The organism is Carnobacterium sp., assembly GCF_045617425.1.
In the GTDB taxonomy this organism is placed as follows: domain Bacteria; phylum Bacillota; class Bacilli; order Lactobacillales; family Carnobacteriaceae; genus Carnobacterium_B.
In genome coordinates, this window is sequence record NZ_JAZLIO010000015.1 from 263,416 (window position 1) to 278,284 (window position 14,869).

18 protein-coding genes are annotated in these 14,869 nt (G+C 29.8%); 7 read left to right on the forward strand and 11 right to left on the reverse strand.

Annotation, left to right across the window (positions count from 1 at the left end; genetic code table 11):
• Positions 1-271: 271 nt before the first annotated feature.
• The 5 genes from ACKI3H_RS08700 to ACKI3H_RS08720 all read right to left on the reverse strand — a co-directional run bounded on the left by ACKI3H_RS08700 (position 272) and on the right by ACKI3H_RS08720 (position 2,593).
• A complete protein-coding gene (locus ACKI3H_RS08700; RefSeq protein ID WP_407371879.1) occupies positions 272-631 on the reverse strand; it encodes a DUF1304 domain-containing protein in 360 nt (119 codons plus the stop codon).
• Positions 632-634: 3 nt separating this feature from the next.
• Positions 635-922 (reverse strand): putative quinol monooxygenase, encoded by a 288-nt coding sequence (locus ACKI3H_RS08705; protein WP_407371880.1) that lies wholly within the window; start codon positions 920-922, stop codon positions 635-637.
• A 17-nt stretch (positions 923-939) separates the two neighbouring features.
• Positions 940-1,569, reverse strand: a complete 630-nt coding sequence (locus ACKI3H_RS08710; protein WP_407371881.1) for a nitroreductase family protein — start codon at positions 1,567-1,569, stop codon at positions 940-942.
• 2 nt (positions 1,570-1,571) lie between these two features.
• On the reverse strand, positions 1,572-1,988 hold the full coding sequence (locus ACKI3H_RS08715) for a MarR family winged helix-turn-helix transcriptional regulator (RefSeq protein ID WP_407371882.1): 417 nt from the start codon (positions 1,986-1,988) through the stop codon (positions 1,572-1,574).
• Between the two features lie 434 nt (positions 1,989-2,422).
• On the reverse strand, positions 2,423-2,593 hold the full coding sequence (locus tag ACKI3H_RS08720; protein WP_407371883.1) for a hypothetical protein: 171 nt from the start codon (positions 2,591-2,593) through the stop codon (positions 2,423-2,425).
• A gap of 163 nt (positions 2,594-2,756) precedes the next feature.
• Here ACKI3H_RS08720 and ACKI3H_RS08725 point away from each other — a divergent pair, with 163 nt between their 5' ends.
• The 5 genes from ACKI3H_RS08725 (at position 2,757) to ACKI3H_RS08745 (ending at position 5,446) form a co-directional block, all read left to right on the forward strand.
• Entirely contained in the window at positions 2,757-2,927 is a 171-nt protein-coding gene (locus ACKI3H_RS08725; RefSeq protein WP_407371963.1) for a DUF4260 family protein, read from the forward strand.
• Between the two features lie 175 nt (positions 2,928-3,102).
• A complete protein-coding gene (locus ACKI3H_RS08730) occupies positions 3,103-3,321 on the forward strand; it encodes a hypothetical protein (RefSeq protein WP_407371884.1) in 219 nt (72 codons plus the stop codon).
• Positions 3,322-3,579: 258 nt separating this feature from the next.
• Positions 3,580-4,137, forward strand: a complete 558-nt coding sequence (locus tag ACKI3H_RS08735; protein WP_407371885.1) for a helix-turn-helix domain-containing protein — start codon at positions 3,580-3,582, stop codon at positions 4,135-4,137.
• Positions 4,138-4,445: 308 nt separating this feature from the next.
• Positions 4,446-4,850 carry a hypothetical protein gene (locus ACKI3H_RS08740; RefSeq protein ID WP_407371886.1) on the forward strand — a complete coding sequence of 135 codons (405 nt, stop codon included), beginning with the start codon at positions 4,446-4,448 and terminating at the stop codon, positions 4,848-4,850.
• A 164-nt stretch (positions 4,851-5,014) separates the two neighbouring features.
• Positions 5,015-5,446, forward strand: coding sequence for a GNAT family N-acetyltransferase (locus ACKI3H_RS08745; protein WP_407371887.1), 432 nt, complete (start codon positions 5,015-5,017; stop codon positions 5,444-5,446).
• 505 nt (positions 5,447-5,951) lie between these two features.
• Here the strand turns inward: ACKI3H_RS08745 and ACKI3H_RS08750 are convergent.
• From ACKI3H_RS08750 to ACKI3H_RS08760, 3 genes are all read right to left on the reverse strand, one after another.
• Positions 5,952-6,461 (reverse strand): helix-turn-helix domain-containing protein, encoded by a 510-nt coding sequence (locus tag ACKI3H_RS08750; protein WP_407371888.1) that lies wholly within the window; start codon positions 6,459-6,461, stop codon positions 5,952-5,954.
• Between the two features lie 346 nt (positions 6,462-6,807).
• Positions 6,808-7,185 (reverse strand): hypothetical protein, encoded by a 378-nt coding sequence (locus ACKI3H_RS08755; protein ID WP_407371889.1) that lies wholly within the window; start codon positions 7,183-7,185, stop codon positions 6,808-6,810.
• A gap of 436 nt (positions 7,186-7,621) precedes the next feature.
• Positions 7,622-8,989, reverse strand: a complete 1,368-nt coding sequence (locus ACKI3H_RS08760; RefSeq protein ID WP_407371890.1) for an alanine/glycine:cation symporter family protein — start codon at positions 8,987-8,989, stop codon at positions 7,622-7,624.
• 646 nt (positions 8,990-9,635) lie between these two features.
• On the opposite strand from ACKI3H_RS08760, the gene ACKI3H_RS08765 reads away from it, so the two are divergent.
• Entirely contained in the window at positions 9,636-9,845 is a 210-nt protein-coding gene (locus tag ACKI3H_RS08765) for a hypothetical protein (RefSeq protein WP_407371891.1), read from the forward strand.
• 271 nt (positions 9,846-10,116) lie between these two features.
• On the opposite strand, the gene ACKI3H_RS08770 is transcribed toward ACKI3H_RS08765, so the two are convergent.
• The 3 genes from ACKI3H_RS08770 to ACKI3H_RS08780 form a co-directional block, all read right to left on the reverse strand.
• The gene (locus ACKI3H_RS08770; protein WP_407371892.1) at positions 10,117-11,004 is read right to left on the reverse strand and encodes a hypothetical protein; all 888 of its coding nucleotides are present in this window, start codon (positions 11,002-11,004) and stop codon (positions 10,117-10,119) included.
• A 545-nt stretch (positions 11,005-11,549) separates the two neighbouring features.
• On the reverse strand, positions 11,550-12,059 hold the full coding sequence (locus ACKI3H_RS08775; RefSeq protein ID WP_407371893.1) for a MepB family protein: 510 nt from the start codon (positions 12,057-12,059) through the stop codon (positions 11,550-11,552).
• 858 nt (positions 12,060-12,917) lie between these two features.
• Positions 12,918-13,421: a DinB family protein gene (locus ACKI3H_RS08780; RefSeq protein WP_407371894.1), complete on the reverse strand. Its 504-nt coding sequence runs from the start codon at positions 13,419-13,421 to the stop codon at positions 12,918-12,920.
• A 613-nt stretch (positions 13,422-14,034) separates the two neighbouring features.
• Here ACKI3H_RS08780 and ACKI3H_RS08785 point away from each other — a divergent pair.
• Positions 14,035-14,238 carry a hypothetical protein gene (locus ACKI3H_RS08785; protein ID WP_407371895.1) on the forward strand — a complete coding sequence of 68 codons (204 nt, stop codon included), beginning with the start codon at positions 14,035-14,037 and terminating at the stop codon, positions 14,236-14,238.
• Positions 14,239-14,869: the final 631 nt, after the last annotated feature.

A 14,869-nucleotide genomic window follows, 5' to 3' on the forward strand; every position in this document is an offset into this window, starting at 1 on the left:
CAGAATCAAAGAGTTATATTGACAACTACATTCAATAGTACATTTACTAAAGAAGGCAATGAAAACTAAAAAACTGACTCCAGTACAGCACTGGAGTCAGTTTTTTAGTTTCTTTATTTAACCCTCTTTTTTATTGTCTTCGAAACAAGGGTTCAAGTTAAATGTTTTTAGTACCCATTAAGGACTTAAATCGATCTATTGCTTACTAATAATTTGGAAAATCTAACTATTTTCTAACACTAGCTCCTTCGTAGAGACGTAGTTATAAAAATTAGAACAGTGTTGAAATTAAGGCTACTAGAGCTGGGCCACCTTGTGTAAAAATAATTTTTTTACTGCTTGTGACACTACCATATGAAGCAACAATTATAATGTAAACTAATAGTAATCTTGTGACTTCAAGTGAATTTGGTGATAAAAATGCACCATAGAGCAATCCTAACCCAATTAATCCGTTATATACTCCTTGGTTTTTGAGTAATACATTAAGTGACTTTTGACTTAATTCTTTTTGATCAATGTTGAATATACGACTTGTCTTGCTAGAAGTTGTAATAATTGTTTGGATATACATGATATAAAAAAACTCAATAGCAACGACTACCGTTAAGATAATAGACCATATAGTCATCATTTAGTCTCCTAATTCAAAAATTTTTAAGTCTGGTGCTTTTATGCTGTAATCAGCAACTTTACTGATAAAACTTTGTAGTAAAGGGTTTTGATTATGGATATCAATTGCAATTTGATCTTTCCATTTTTCTACCATAATGAATGTATTTCTTTCTTCTAGTGATTCGTAAAGATTATAGGCTAAACAACCTTCTTCTTTTCTAGTTTCTGAAATTAATTCTTTAGTGTCTGATAGAAAATTCTCGCGTTGATTTCCTTTGATAAAAAATGAGGCATTAATAACTTTCATTTGATCAGCTTCCTCTCTTATTTAAAAGTAGTGAATTCTTTTGGATCCAATCGAATAGAATTATATCCTTCTTCTAATGCTTTACCAATGGATAGAATCATGACAGGTACATAACGTTCTTTTTTTAAGCCAAATGCTTCTGCTAATTCATCGGCTTCAAATCCACCAATAGGGTTCGTATCATATCCATAAGCACGTGCAACAAGCATAAATTGCATAGCAGCTAAACTGGAATCAATTTTTACGACATCATTCATTTCTTCTCTAGTAAAATTTTTGTAATAAGGGATGATTGCAGCTAATTGTTCATCTCTCACTTGTGGAGACATTTTACCTTCACTTACTGCCTGATTATAAATTGCTTCTCCATACTCATAACATTCCATATCTCCAAATATAAGTATCATTGCTGAAGATGTGTCATTTTGTCTTGTATTGAAACGAATTAATGGTTTCAATTTTTGTTTTTCTTCAGGACTCTCGACGACTACGAAACGCCAAGGCTGCATATTTACTGACGAGGGTGCGATAGTTGATTTCTGGATCATTTCAAGCATTTCTTCATTAGAAATTTTGACACTTTCATCGTACACTCTGATAGATTTTCTGTTATAAGCGATATCTGAAAAATTATTATTTACTGTCATTTTTAAACCTCTTCTTTGATTAATTTTTTAAGCAATAGTCGTAATTGGTTCTCTTCTACAGAACTAAGTAGATGATATAAGGGATTTTGTGGTCTATCCTGTTCTTTCTCACAGCTTTCAAGATCCATTTTTGCTTTTTCAGTAATTTCCACGAAAATTTCTCGATTATTTTCTTTATTTCTTTCTCGAATCACATATTCTTTTTCTTCTAAAATTTTCAAATGTCTCGTAACAGCAGCACTATCAATATGTAACCTCTGCTGTATTTTTTTTTGCGAACATTTTCCTGTTTCTTTAAGAAGCATCATTAATTCATACCTGGTCAAACTAAATCCAGTTACTTCCTCAAATTTGGTTGTCATTTCTTGGTTCGCAATCTTTATCTGATACAGAAGACTACTAAATTCTCTAAGATTCAAACTATACCTCCTTTTGTCTTTTTAAATTGACTAATCAATCATTGACGAGTCAATAGTAAAACAAAAATATCATTTTGTAAACAAAAAAATAAATATAAATAAATAAATTTTTATTGGTTTGGTCACATAAGGATGATTAAGTGCCTTTCCTATATCGCTTATATCTATGATTCAAGCTATTATCTAGTCTAATTGACATAGACCAGTTCATCATTTAATTTAATTTTTTATACGTTGATATATTTAATAAACTTTCTTCTTTTAAATGCTTATAAAATAACATTTAACTACATATAATCTTTAAGCTAGACTACTCCTTTTTTGACACTATACTTTATATAAATTAAAAAAGGAGGTTTTATCATTGATAGCAAAAAAATCTTGACTCAAAAATTCTTGATAGTTTTCTAAACTATCTATTGCTTCAGAATTTTCTAGCTTTTTTTAGATACCTCTTCTATTATATCTAAATTTTCGGTAACAGTTTGTGTAGAGTTATTTTGACTATCATTTATAAATTCTTTTGAACCTTCCATTTCACAATCTGTTAAGACAGTTAAAAAAGTTATACTGAGTAAAAGTAAGTTTTTCATTTTTTCTTCCATAATTTTTCCTATTTAATTATACTATCAAACCTTTCAATAGTATCATTAAATAGGATTCACTATGTACTTTTTTCTTAATAAATAATAAAAAGGTAGTTTATTAAATTTTATAATCGATTTTAATATCTAATTATAAAGTATATAATTAGTGTGATTTCAACATATAGAACATAATTTAATTGCTCCATGCGCTTTTCTTACTTTGGGATTGTACTTTCAAGAAAATTTTTTTATTTGTGCTTCACTCATTTTGTTTATTCATATTTTTATGGACAGGTTTTTTGGATACGGCTTAAAATATTTAGATAATTTTAAGTATACTCATATCATGTGATACTAACTCTATTAATTTTTAGCAAGAGAGTCATTTTTAACATCGGATACATGAAACAATATAAATTCATGTATCTAGAGCCTTGATTTTACAAGGTTCTTTTTGTTTTTTTTACTCTAATTAAATAAGTTCGTTCATCTTTGATATACTAAAAATAAAAAAGGAGACTTCAGCTATGAAAAACGAAAGTAAAATAAAAAAGTCAATAGGAGAATCATCTGCAAAATGGTCTAATATGTTTTACATAGCTTCGTTACTAATGTTATCAATCTATCAGTATGTTAAAACGAGTGTTTTAGGAACTGAATTCATCTTACTTATAATTGGCTTGGTAATATTTTTTATCACTTACTTTATAAAATCAAAAGGAATAGCAAATAATAATAAAAACTGAATCATAATTCATGCACTTATAAATACATGAAATTAAATGGAATTATGTATTTATAAAAACAGACCACACATACACAGTATCCTAATAGCTTGAAACGCATTATTTCACATAAAATCATTAAAGATAACCTTGTATACATAAGTAAAAAGTTTATAAATTTACGGTAAGAAGACTGTTGTACCAACAGTGTAACATGTTTGTTGCTTTTATTTTCTTCTAAAATTAAGTAAGCTACTCATTATAAAGGAGATAAGTTAAATGTCATTAGGTCAGTCGCTAAAAGAAGCACGAGCAGCAATGGATTTCACTCAAGAAGATATTGCCAAAAAATTATATGTTACTCGACAAACTGTTTCGAGGTGGGAACAAAATAAAACACTGCCGAATATTTTTGTTTTACAAGAATTAAGTAGCCTCTATGGACTGTCGATTGACGAACTGATTTCTGAAACAAAAAAATCTGTACAAAAGAAAGAGGAGGAAATAGCAATGAAAAAATTCAATTGGTTCGCGTTAGCTGGGGTACTCTTGTTCAATTTACTGTTATTTTCAGTCGTAGCTCTAACCATTATCTTACTCGTTTTTTCCCTGTGGTTAGTTACAGGAACCTTTATTTTATCGCCAATGATCCTTTTAGGCGCTAACATAATAGGAGTACAAAGTTTTTCACTTTTCCAATCGTTCATAAGTATCCTTTTATGTCTCGCTGGACTAGTTCTATACCCTTTAACGAAAAAGACTACTCGAACTTTAGTGGATTCTTTTACAAAATATGTAAAATATAACAAAAAAATGGTTTATAGTGAGGAGTCGTAGATTATCCAAATTATAATCTAATGATCTATATCTATTGGGAAGAATAGTATATCTAGAGTAAAAATAACACGGAAGAAGGATATACTTACCCTTCTTCAGTGTTATTTGTTAGTATATATATAAATAAATAGTCCCTTTGATTAGGAAATTTGATTAATAAAAGGAATAAACCCTATTTGAGACGTCTGTCAAAGAAGAGTACAGCACAAATAAAAATGGTTAAACTTCCAGTCTAAAGGTAGCACTAAAATTGAGAGTCTTTTTTGATAGGCTAATTGACAAACGATGTATTTAGAGGGGGAGAATAAATGAGTGCAAATGATAAAAGCACAGGTTATGAACGACTAATACAGTGGAGTCCTTATTTTATTATTAGCTGTACACTAGTAGGTTCGTTTCTTGTTTATTACTTTCAAGGCGAATTTCCTTATGAAGTGTTTAATGGTGGCCTAATAATAACGCTCCTTTTGGCAGTCATTCAAGTACTAAAACAAAAGAAAGCTATTGGTACTGATGGAGATGAACGTGGTATTAAGAATGTTTTACGACTTTTTTCAGATACATCGCCTGTTTTTTTGGTTATTTTTTTCATAGCTCTAGGAGTTTATACACTGTTAGGTAATAAGTCTATTTCACTCTTTTATTTATGGAATCTTTTCTTCTCTTATATTTGGATTGTAGGAATAAGTGCTCTTATCGGTAAAAGAAAATAAAAGGGGTAAAAAGACTATGATTATTATTAACATATGAAATTACATAGATTAATGTATCGAAGAAACAGTTAACTTTAGTTGATTACACTAAACAAATATCGAATTATTTTAACTTTTATTTTCATTATAAATAAAATATATACAGTTAAAGGATTAGGAGTAATATGATTAAGCAAATTGAAAAAGTATCTAATGAGGAATTAGATACTCTAATAGAATTATGGCTCAATGTAAACATCGAAGCTCATGATTACATTAATAAAGACTATTGGATATCCAATAAAGAGTTTGTAAAAAGCGAATTACCTAAAGCAACTATACTTGCTTATTACAAAGAGAAAGAAATAGTAGGATTTTTGGGCTTTATGGATAACTACATTGCAGGTATCTTTATTCAAAAAGGATTTAGAGGTTGTGGTATTGGAAAGAAGTTACTTGATATCGCGAAAGAAAAGAGTGAGCAACTAACATTGACAGTTTATAAAAAAAATAGGAATGCAATTGGATTCTATTCTGCTCAAAAATTTAAAAAAGTGAAAGAAGTAGTAGATACAAACACTTCAGAAATTGAGTACATAATGGTATGGCAGAAATAAATATAAAGTCATTGTGTTTATCAATACATTAATTTAGATAAAATCATGTATTCTAAACATTGTGTAATCAAGGTTTTATTCCATCTTAATCTGTATTTTTCATAAACTGCGTATTCTGATACTTATGACAAAATCAAAATATAAAAAGAAAAAAGATAGAGCATAAAATCTACTCTATCTTAATCGTGTCAGTCCTTCTAGCACTTTTTCTGAGTTTGTCTTAATTACCTTTAAGACAAACTCATTCATGAAAATATTAAGTCAATTAGTTGAACACTCCAAGGAGTAAACATAAATAAGGAGAATAAAATAAGCAAAATACTTATAAAAAAGGTTACTTTGCTGTCTTGATTGTTTCTATAAACAGATATCGATCGGATTAAAAGATAAATACCGATAATTAATGTTAGAAAGTACCAAAAACCCATATGAAACACTCCTTTTTAATTTTTTCAATTATACGATTAATTCCTTAAATTAGACCTTAAAAAAAAGTAGAGCAGTCTTATACTTTCTTCCGTGTCAAAAAAATCCCAAAGATAACTCCAATAAGGGCAATTGGAGCTATTCTCATGAACAACCACTCAAATCCGTGAAAAACCACTCCAACAACTGCGATTTCAGGGTCACTATAATCCCAACCCAAGTAAGGACTACTTGACACTATTAAAACTGTGAAAATAACAGCTATAACCACGAACAATAAAATAAGAAGCCAGTGAAACATTTTGCTCCTTGTTGCTTTCCTTTGTGCGAGTTGCAAGTTGACGACCTCAAGTTTTTCAGAAATCACTTTTACGTCATCAACCTTCGACTCAATTATAGTTTCTCCAAGCAAAGTGCTTATGGATGTTTCAAACACTTCCGATATAGAAATAAGCATATCAGAATCAGGAACCGACAAACCTCGTTCCCATTTAGATATTGTTTGTCGCACCACATTTAGTTTGATCGCAAGTTCTTCTTGCGAAAGCCCTATCGATTTTCGAATTGCTTTAATATTTTTCCCTAGCATTAGTGATAACCTCTTTTCTACTGCTATTATATAATTAATTACTTGTTGCTATAAGCAACGCGAAGTAACATTTTACTATTTATTATCCTTACACTACTAATGTTGAGTTTTATTTAGTTCTTATTGTGAAAAACTCACCTTGCCAGTTGCAAGTTATTCCATTATTCTCATACACGAAATTATATAAAATAGTGTATTTTACACCACAAGGATACTTGTGTAATTGTGGTATTTTTTATTTTAATTACTCTTAAAAAAAATATTATAGCCAAAAATTATTTTTAAAGATATATAACACAAAAATACTAGTATAAATTAAGTATACCAATAGGTCATACTTAATTATTTACCGAGAACGAAGTTTAAAAATCCAATTCTCAAAAATTTCATTTCTGAATAATCTAGAAAGAATAAAGTATGCGAGATAAAATGAAATTATATCAACCCATATTCCAGTATTGAAAATTATAAGAATTTGCCCTAAAAGTAAGATAACAATACATTCTATAAATTTTTCTGCTTTAGATTCTTGTTTTTTAGGAGGAGTAAATTCCTTGAAATATTTATTTAATATAATTTCTGAAATAATTACTGACAATAGAGCTATAAAACTAATTCCTATGCTAGTAAGATTAAAAAGATTATTAAAAATTAAAGCAGCTACGATCATTAGTATGAAAACAACAACGTCACTAATTAAATAATATTTATTTTCTTTTTTCATAAAATCATCTACTTTCTTACATGTGATTATACCTTATCAATAACAATTGTTAATACTTTTTTAGAAAAGTAAATATACAAAAAAGAACCTTGATTTAGTAAGGTTCTCGATACATGTTTTTATCTAATTTCGTGAATTAGTAATTCTAAAAAATTTAAAATTAATATAATGACTAAATTAACTTCATTTGATAAACTATTGTATAAAAAATTAAGACAACTAAATTTTCCGATTAGAATAACGTTACAACAATTCATTAGAAAGAAAAATCTATCTATTTCTTACTAATTGCATCTAAACTTCACTCAATTTATAAAATGAAAAAAATTTTTCAATCAAAAAAAACAACGCAAGAAATTTATCTTACGCTGCTTAAAAAAACTTTATTATCCATACCATTGGATAGAGAGCTTTAACTTACTTTTCATTCTGCTTATTAACTTTTTTTCCGTTCTTTTTCATAAATACCCTTTTTACCAAAGTATTCCTTAGTCAAGCGTGCGATTACCGGGCTAAGTACTAGTAGGCCGATTAAGTTTGGCAATGCCATCAAGCCGTTCAGCGTGTCCGCAATAGCCCAAACTACGCGCAATCCGCCAACTGCTCCAACCACAATAAGCGGAAGAAAAATGAGTCGGTAAACTACAATTGATTTAGGCCCAAATAAATACTCCATGCAACGTTCACCGTAGTATGACCAGCCCAACAATGTTGAAAATGCAAAAAAGATTAAACCGAATGTCACGATTTGTCCACCAAATGGCATTCCTTCATTAAAAGCCACCGTTGTTAAAGCAGCACCGTCTAGACCAGTTTCCCATACCCCAGTCATAACAATAACTAGAGCTGTAATGGTACATATGACAAGTGTGTCAATGAATACTTCAAAAATACCCCAAAGACCTTGTCTGACAGGATGATCTGTTGTTGCTGCCGCATGAGCAATAGGTGCGCTTCCAAGTCCAGCTTCATTTGTAAAGACCCCTCTAGAAATACCGAAGCGGATTGTCATTGCCATTGTGGAACCAACAAACCCACCAGTAGCTGCCGTTCCTGTGAAGGCATCGTGGAATATAACACCAAATGCTGCAGGGACAAGTTCGATATTAAGAATAATAATGATTACACCTCCAGCAATGTAAATAGTTGCCATTAATGGTACTAGCACTGAAGTTACCAACCCAATTTTCTTGATACCGCCTAACGTAACTAAACTGACGGCAATCGCTAAAACGATACCTGTCACTAAAGGATCGATGTCAAACGTACTTTTAAGGGAAGCCGCAACAGAATTGGACTGCACCATATTACCAATTCCGAAGGTAGCTATAGTACCAAAAACGGCAAATAGCACACCCAACCACTTCATGTTTGCTCCCTTATCAAGGTAGTACATTGGTCCGCCAACGAAGTGGCCTTCCTTAGTTTTTTCTCTATACTCGATAGACAAGACAACCTCACCGAATTTCGTCGCCATCCCAAACAATGCAGCAAGCCACATCCAGAAAATTGCACCTGGTCCACCTATAGCTATAGCTGTACCAACGCCGGCAATATTTCCCGTACCGACTGAGGCTGCTAAAGCCGTAGCTACCGCTTGAAAAGCCGTGACTTCTCCTTCACCTTTTTGTTTTTTTGCAAACATTTTGAAAAGTGTTTGCTTCATAACATAACCAATTTTAGTGAGGGATATAAAATTCGTCCGTACCGTCAAGTAAATTCCTGTTCCTAAAATAAGAACTAAAAGCGGCCACCCCCATACAATCCCATTAATCGTCTCATTTATCTTTGTAAAAGTATCCATATTTTTCCCCTTACTGTCCGTCTTATTTGCAATTTCACTAATATACCCTACTTACTACCAGTATTGCAACTTTTTTTCTACATTCTATATACTCCTAGAAAGAAAGGGTGAAAAAGGTGGGAATTTGAAAATGGAAGTCGTTGTTTAAACTTGTCGAGCTTCCTAAAATAGTACATAAAAAAGAGTGGATCTGTTTCAAGATCTACTGACTCAAAATGAGCAATGGAAACAACAAACTGCCGTTGATTTAAACGACTATTCCCCTAAAAAATGGAGCAAAATCAGATGAAATCGTCCACCAACATTTAAGCACCTACCAAGAGAAATTAGATGTGGTCTTGCATCAAGCGGATCAACAGGCTAAAAAAGAACGTCGGACCTATTGGATCGAATGAATCAGTATTTTAGGCATTGGGGCCGTTACCCTTTTAGCTATTTACGGGATGTTTTCGTTCTTTATGGAATGTAACTGATGGGTTTATTTTTCATGAAACTCTTATGTCGTATTTTGCCCGTTTTAAGCGGTTTGGTTGTATTTTGACGTCTTTATCTCATTTGAAAGATAAAACTTCATAAGTGGAGGAATTCTGGTCATTTAAAACGAGTTAGTCTTGTATCTCTTACTTCTTTAGTGATTTGTTTTAGCGTGTTTCTTTTATTAGGGTATTCAACTCAATCAAAAATGTCATTTGGATTAAATATTCAAGAAATATCTGCTCAGCAACAACAATTGAAAGAACAAAAACGAGTGGTTGAAGAAAAAAATAGCGGCAGAAGAAACAGATTCCCAATTAAAGAACAACTAGAAGCTTCTTTAAAATCTAGCAGATACCGAAAAAAATGTAGTTGGTATTAATGATAGCGTATCAATAATTATTACAGAAGAATGGTTTTCAGAAAACCAACAACTTATTGATCAATTATCAGATGAAACAGACCGAAAAGACTATGCGAATCGTTTTGAGTCGGTTAGAGAGTCTTTTTTGAACTAAACGTTCTTTTTCAACTTATTTAGCAGTCAACTATTGGATAAATCTTTTTTTAAAGCCTAACATATGTAATTTCTTAAATCCTCGATTAAAATTAGAGTTGCGGCACTCTATTAATAGTTAATAAATATTTTTCAGTTATTTGTACTGATCTCTAAGAAATTGAAAGACTTTGTTACTCTCTACTAAATTTTCTAGATATATTTTAAGTTCTTCTAAAATTTTTTCTTTAGGATATATTTTCATTTTACTATCAAATTCTTTATATGATGGTTTAGTACGAATGGAATTAAAATTACTCATAGGGTCTGAATATTTTAAATTATAGGCCATTCCAACTATTGTTTGCCTAGGGCTCTTATCATGTAACAGTTTAATATTACTTATCAATTCAATTCTCTCTTCTTTCAACCTTTGTTCTCGCTCTTTTATCCAGTTATTTCTTTCCTTTTCTTGCCTCATCTTTTCTTCATAATATTCTGATAAACTGTTGTAATAACTTTCACCTAATATTTCATTCATTTTTTTTAATATATTAAATGCTTCTTGAGGAACTAAAAAGGATTTATTATAGCAGTTTTTCATCCATGCTGGATTAGGAATTATTTGATCAAGATACCATTGTTCAATAATTGGGACTAAAAATGCAAGCAATCCTGGGTGGCCAAACTCTAGGGATGTTTCTTTTGAAATCAGAACGTGTAAAATATTATGCTCTATTAAATCACAATAAACTAATCTCTCTTTTTTTTGATAATCAAACGGAATTTTATTACTTTTTACAAACTCTTTATCGGATATGTTCAGCATTTTTTTTTCATCTATATGATGACAATATAGGCCCTCACTCGTTCTTGAAAATTTTCCTTTTGTAATATTTTTTATTTCTTTCTTCAAAAATCTCTGATAGGAATTTTCTCTAAAATAATCATCCTGTGCAGAACCATATTTTTGAAGTAAAAATTCAACTGCTTCATCATAATTAAATTTTGATAATAAATTCTCATATTCTTCATAGTTGCTCATAAATAGTTACTCCTATTTTTTAAAGGTAAGTAGTGACTTTTCTATTTTCCTGATTAACAGATACATGAAATTGCTTAAAAACGTATATCAAAAAGCTTAATAAAACAGTGGTATATAAGGTGGAATTCCGGCTTCAGGTAAAAGGTATATAAAAACTGTAAAAAGAATTAATAACAGCGAGAATAATAGTAGAACGTAAGCAACTATTTGTTTTCCTTTTCCAATAATTGATAAAGTTGATAGAATAAATCCTCCAACGGATAGAAAAATAGATAATGAAAATGCAAACCATATGTTATATGTTCCTATTTTATCTAAGCCAGTTGATAAGAATAGGATAATATAAATTGATATAAACGTGATACTTATTGTAGAAAATAACTTTGTCATTTTTTTAAGCAACTATAATCTCTCCATTTCATTTTTTTTGGTTAGTTATAGTATTTATTATTACTAAGAATAAAGCAATACATGAAATTAGATGGATTCATGTATTTGAAACTTTATTTTAATAAGGTAATTTTTCACATTTATTATTTCGTAAGTTACAGAGAGTATAGGTCAATTATTTTATCTATAGACTCTTGATTTTGAGTACTCATGTCAACAAAATAAGGTGTTTGCCATTTTTGAGTGTTCAGTGCTTGTTTGCTAGTTGGAGTATCCCAACTAGGGTAGACTCTTATAGCCATTTTTCCTGTAGTAGAGGAAGATCGAAGTATATTTTTTTCAACAAGTATATCTTTTGGAAAAACAAATTGACCAAATTCGTTATTGTTTTTAAAAGTTGTTATAACTAATAATTCAGGTGCTTCTTCAGATAAAAAAGGACGGTTTTTATTGTTGCTATCTTTTTCCCAGAAAACAACAAATTGCCCTATTTTTGTAGGTGTAATTTTTGCGACCCTAAATCGAATCGTTTTAGACGATAATCTAAATATACCTGCACCATATTCAGCATTTTGTTTTTCTTCTTGAATGGATTCTACTGTTAATTGTTTCGGTTCATAAATTATTTGAATCATATGTCGCAAAGCTTCTTGAAAAAGATTCATTATATCGCTCCTTAGGATTTTATTAAAGGTATTTACTAAAACAATCCATGAAATTGGATAGAATCATGTATTTATAACCTTGATATCATTAGATTATCTTTCTCTCTTTCTTATAAAAACAATGGTTACTATTAATGAAATGGTAAGGTATAATTTTTATATCACAGATTTTATTTTAAAAAATTACACGCATTATAGAAAAGAGGGATTTAATTTGAATAAACAATATGTACTTAAAGGGTTATTTTTAATAATACTAACTCCCTTAGTGGTTTACAATTTGTTGAAGACACCAGGATCTGAAGTAACTATTAGTTCAATTTTTATCCTGATTTTCACGATATTGGGTCTATATGATGAAATCACTCTAGCTAAAAACAATTCAGTTAAAAGAAATACTTACCAACTAATTATAGACAGATTATTAGTTCTGGTGTTGATTGTTATTTCAATGGACGTTCTTATAGCTTTTTTTACTAATGGAATTACTATATAACTAATCATAGATAGTCTATTATTTTGTATATTTGAATACATGAAATTACATAAATTCATGTATTGTAAAATAAGAGCTCTAACACTTTTCATAGTGTTAGAGCTCTTATTTAGTTAATTTATACGATTTTCAGCGATTTTATAGACGGTTTTTTTATCACTTTTTCCAATAACAACAACTTGGATCACTTCAAATTTACCTTGTACTTCTCTAAAAATAACACGAAGTCCATTTTTTTATTTTTCAGTTTATTACATTGAGCTAAAGAGCCATGCAACGAATAGGCCTTCTGATGCACCGCAACTAAATACACAACGAATAAGCTGTAATTAAGCGAGAAAGTTAATTGATCGCACTTTCTATTATTCATTAATCACCAAACGACGTGTATAAACGGCTTGTCCTGAATGCATAACGGCATCATCAATAATAGAAATAAGTCGAGCTTGATGAGTTACTGGTGGAGACCAATTTTCATCAACAATTTTATCTAAAGTATCTTCATTTAAATTATCTAAATAATCCTTTGCTAATTTGATACTGACATCTAAATAATCACTTAAGAGATTTTTGTCAGAAACGGTGACTTGTTCAGCTTCCTCTGATGTATGTTTGTATTCTGGCGTATCATCTGGGAGTGGCAAATCAAAACGTTTATTCCACCCATTACTTGTATACATTGCTTCTTCGCCTTTTAGATCAGAAATCTGCATATCAATTTCACGAGCAGTATGCCAAAAGAGCCAAGTTACTGATTTAAGTAAAGGATGCGGCATTTTATTGGCCTCTTCTACCGTCATTTTGTCCAAAGTTTCTTCAAAACGTTCTTGAACACGATCAAATAGTTCTACTTGTATAGTTGTCATCGCTATCACTCCTTGAGGTGATTTTACCACCAACCAAAAAATTTGTTAATTAAAACGCTAGAAAGAAAAAAGTGAATTATTCTCTATTATCAAATAATCTAAAGGGCAAAAGCAGTTCTCAATTGAAGTGTTCCTCATCCTTGTTAACTCAAGAAAATGTCAGATGCATACCTGTACTATCTTATTGCACTGCTACTAAAAATTTATATTGAATATCAAAAAAACTGTATCAGTTAAAAACAAAGCCCTTTTTTATGGTAAATGCAAACCAATGGTTGCTAAATGTAAACTAATTAGTGCGATACTTTTCAATTAAAGTAAGAGATAATAATAGAGCTAAAGTAAGTTTTTTCTATAGTTGAAAGGATGAGTAAATATGAATCAAGGTTTTTTTAATTTTATACTGATTTTTTTTGAGAAAACGTCTAGCCTTATGGCAAGTTTTTTTCTTCTTTTAATTTTATATAAATATTTCTTTATAAGAAACAATTCAATAATTAGCATTACTTACAAAGAATTTTACATTATTGGATTCGTAAGTATTATATCAGGTATTTTTTTATCACTATCTAAAAAAAATAAGCTCAGCAAATAAATTTAAAGGAGGTATTGTATGAAAAACATAACATTAAAACAAATTTTTTATGAATTTATAAAGAAATTTGTGCTTGTATTAATACTTTTCTTTATAAGTTTATGGGTATCTAATAATAATATATACCAAGGATTTATAGATTATCTTTGGGTATTAGTATTAGGTGCATTGATTATATCTGTGTTGACAGTTTACTTTAAGCCGAAAATACAAAATAGATAATCTAACTTTTTTTAGTGATCTATGTATTTTGAAAAAAATTTAGTTAAAAAGAAAGAGGTATTATATGCAATTCTTAAAAAGAATGATTGAAATTAAGTGGCCTTTTTTGTTAATTGAACTTGTATTTTTATTTGTAGGAATTGCACTCATTATTACTGGAATTAAAATATGGAAAAAAAGCAAGTCGGCAGCTATAGTCAACATAGTTGTTGGGTTTACAATGACGCTAGTATTGTTGTGGGTTTTATTTTGGACTTTAATATTTGGATACAATTCCTAAGAAAAAAGAACTTTATTCGTTTAAAATTCTAGATACACGACTTTATATCGTTTCATGTATCTATTAATACATAGGAAATATAGTTAAATAAATGATTAGGTTATATTTTTAGAACCCATAAAATGATAAAATAAATCATAGTTTATTGTTTTTATAAAAAGGAGAACTTATGGATAAAAAAATAGTGAAACGAGAAGTTTTAAGTGCATTTATTTTCTTCATTTTTATGTATATTGTTTTTTACTTTCTTCACCCTGGTAAAAATATTTAATAGCCAGTATTATCAGTACTTCTTTTTACTCTATTGCTATCGCACTACCCTATTTTAAAAACAGATAAGAATTTTTTAAT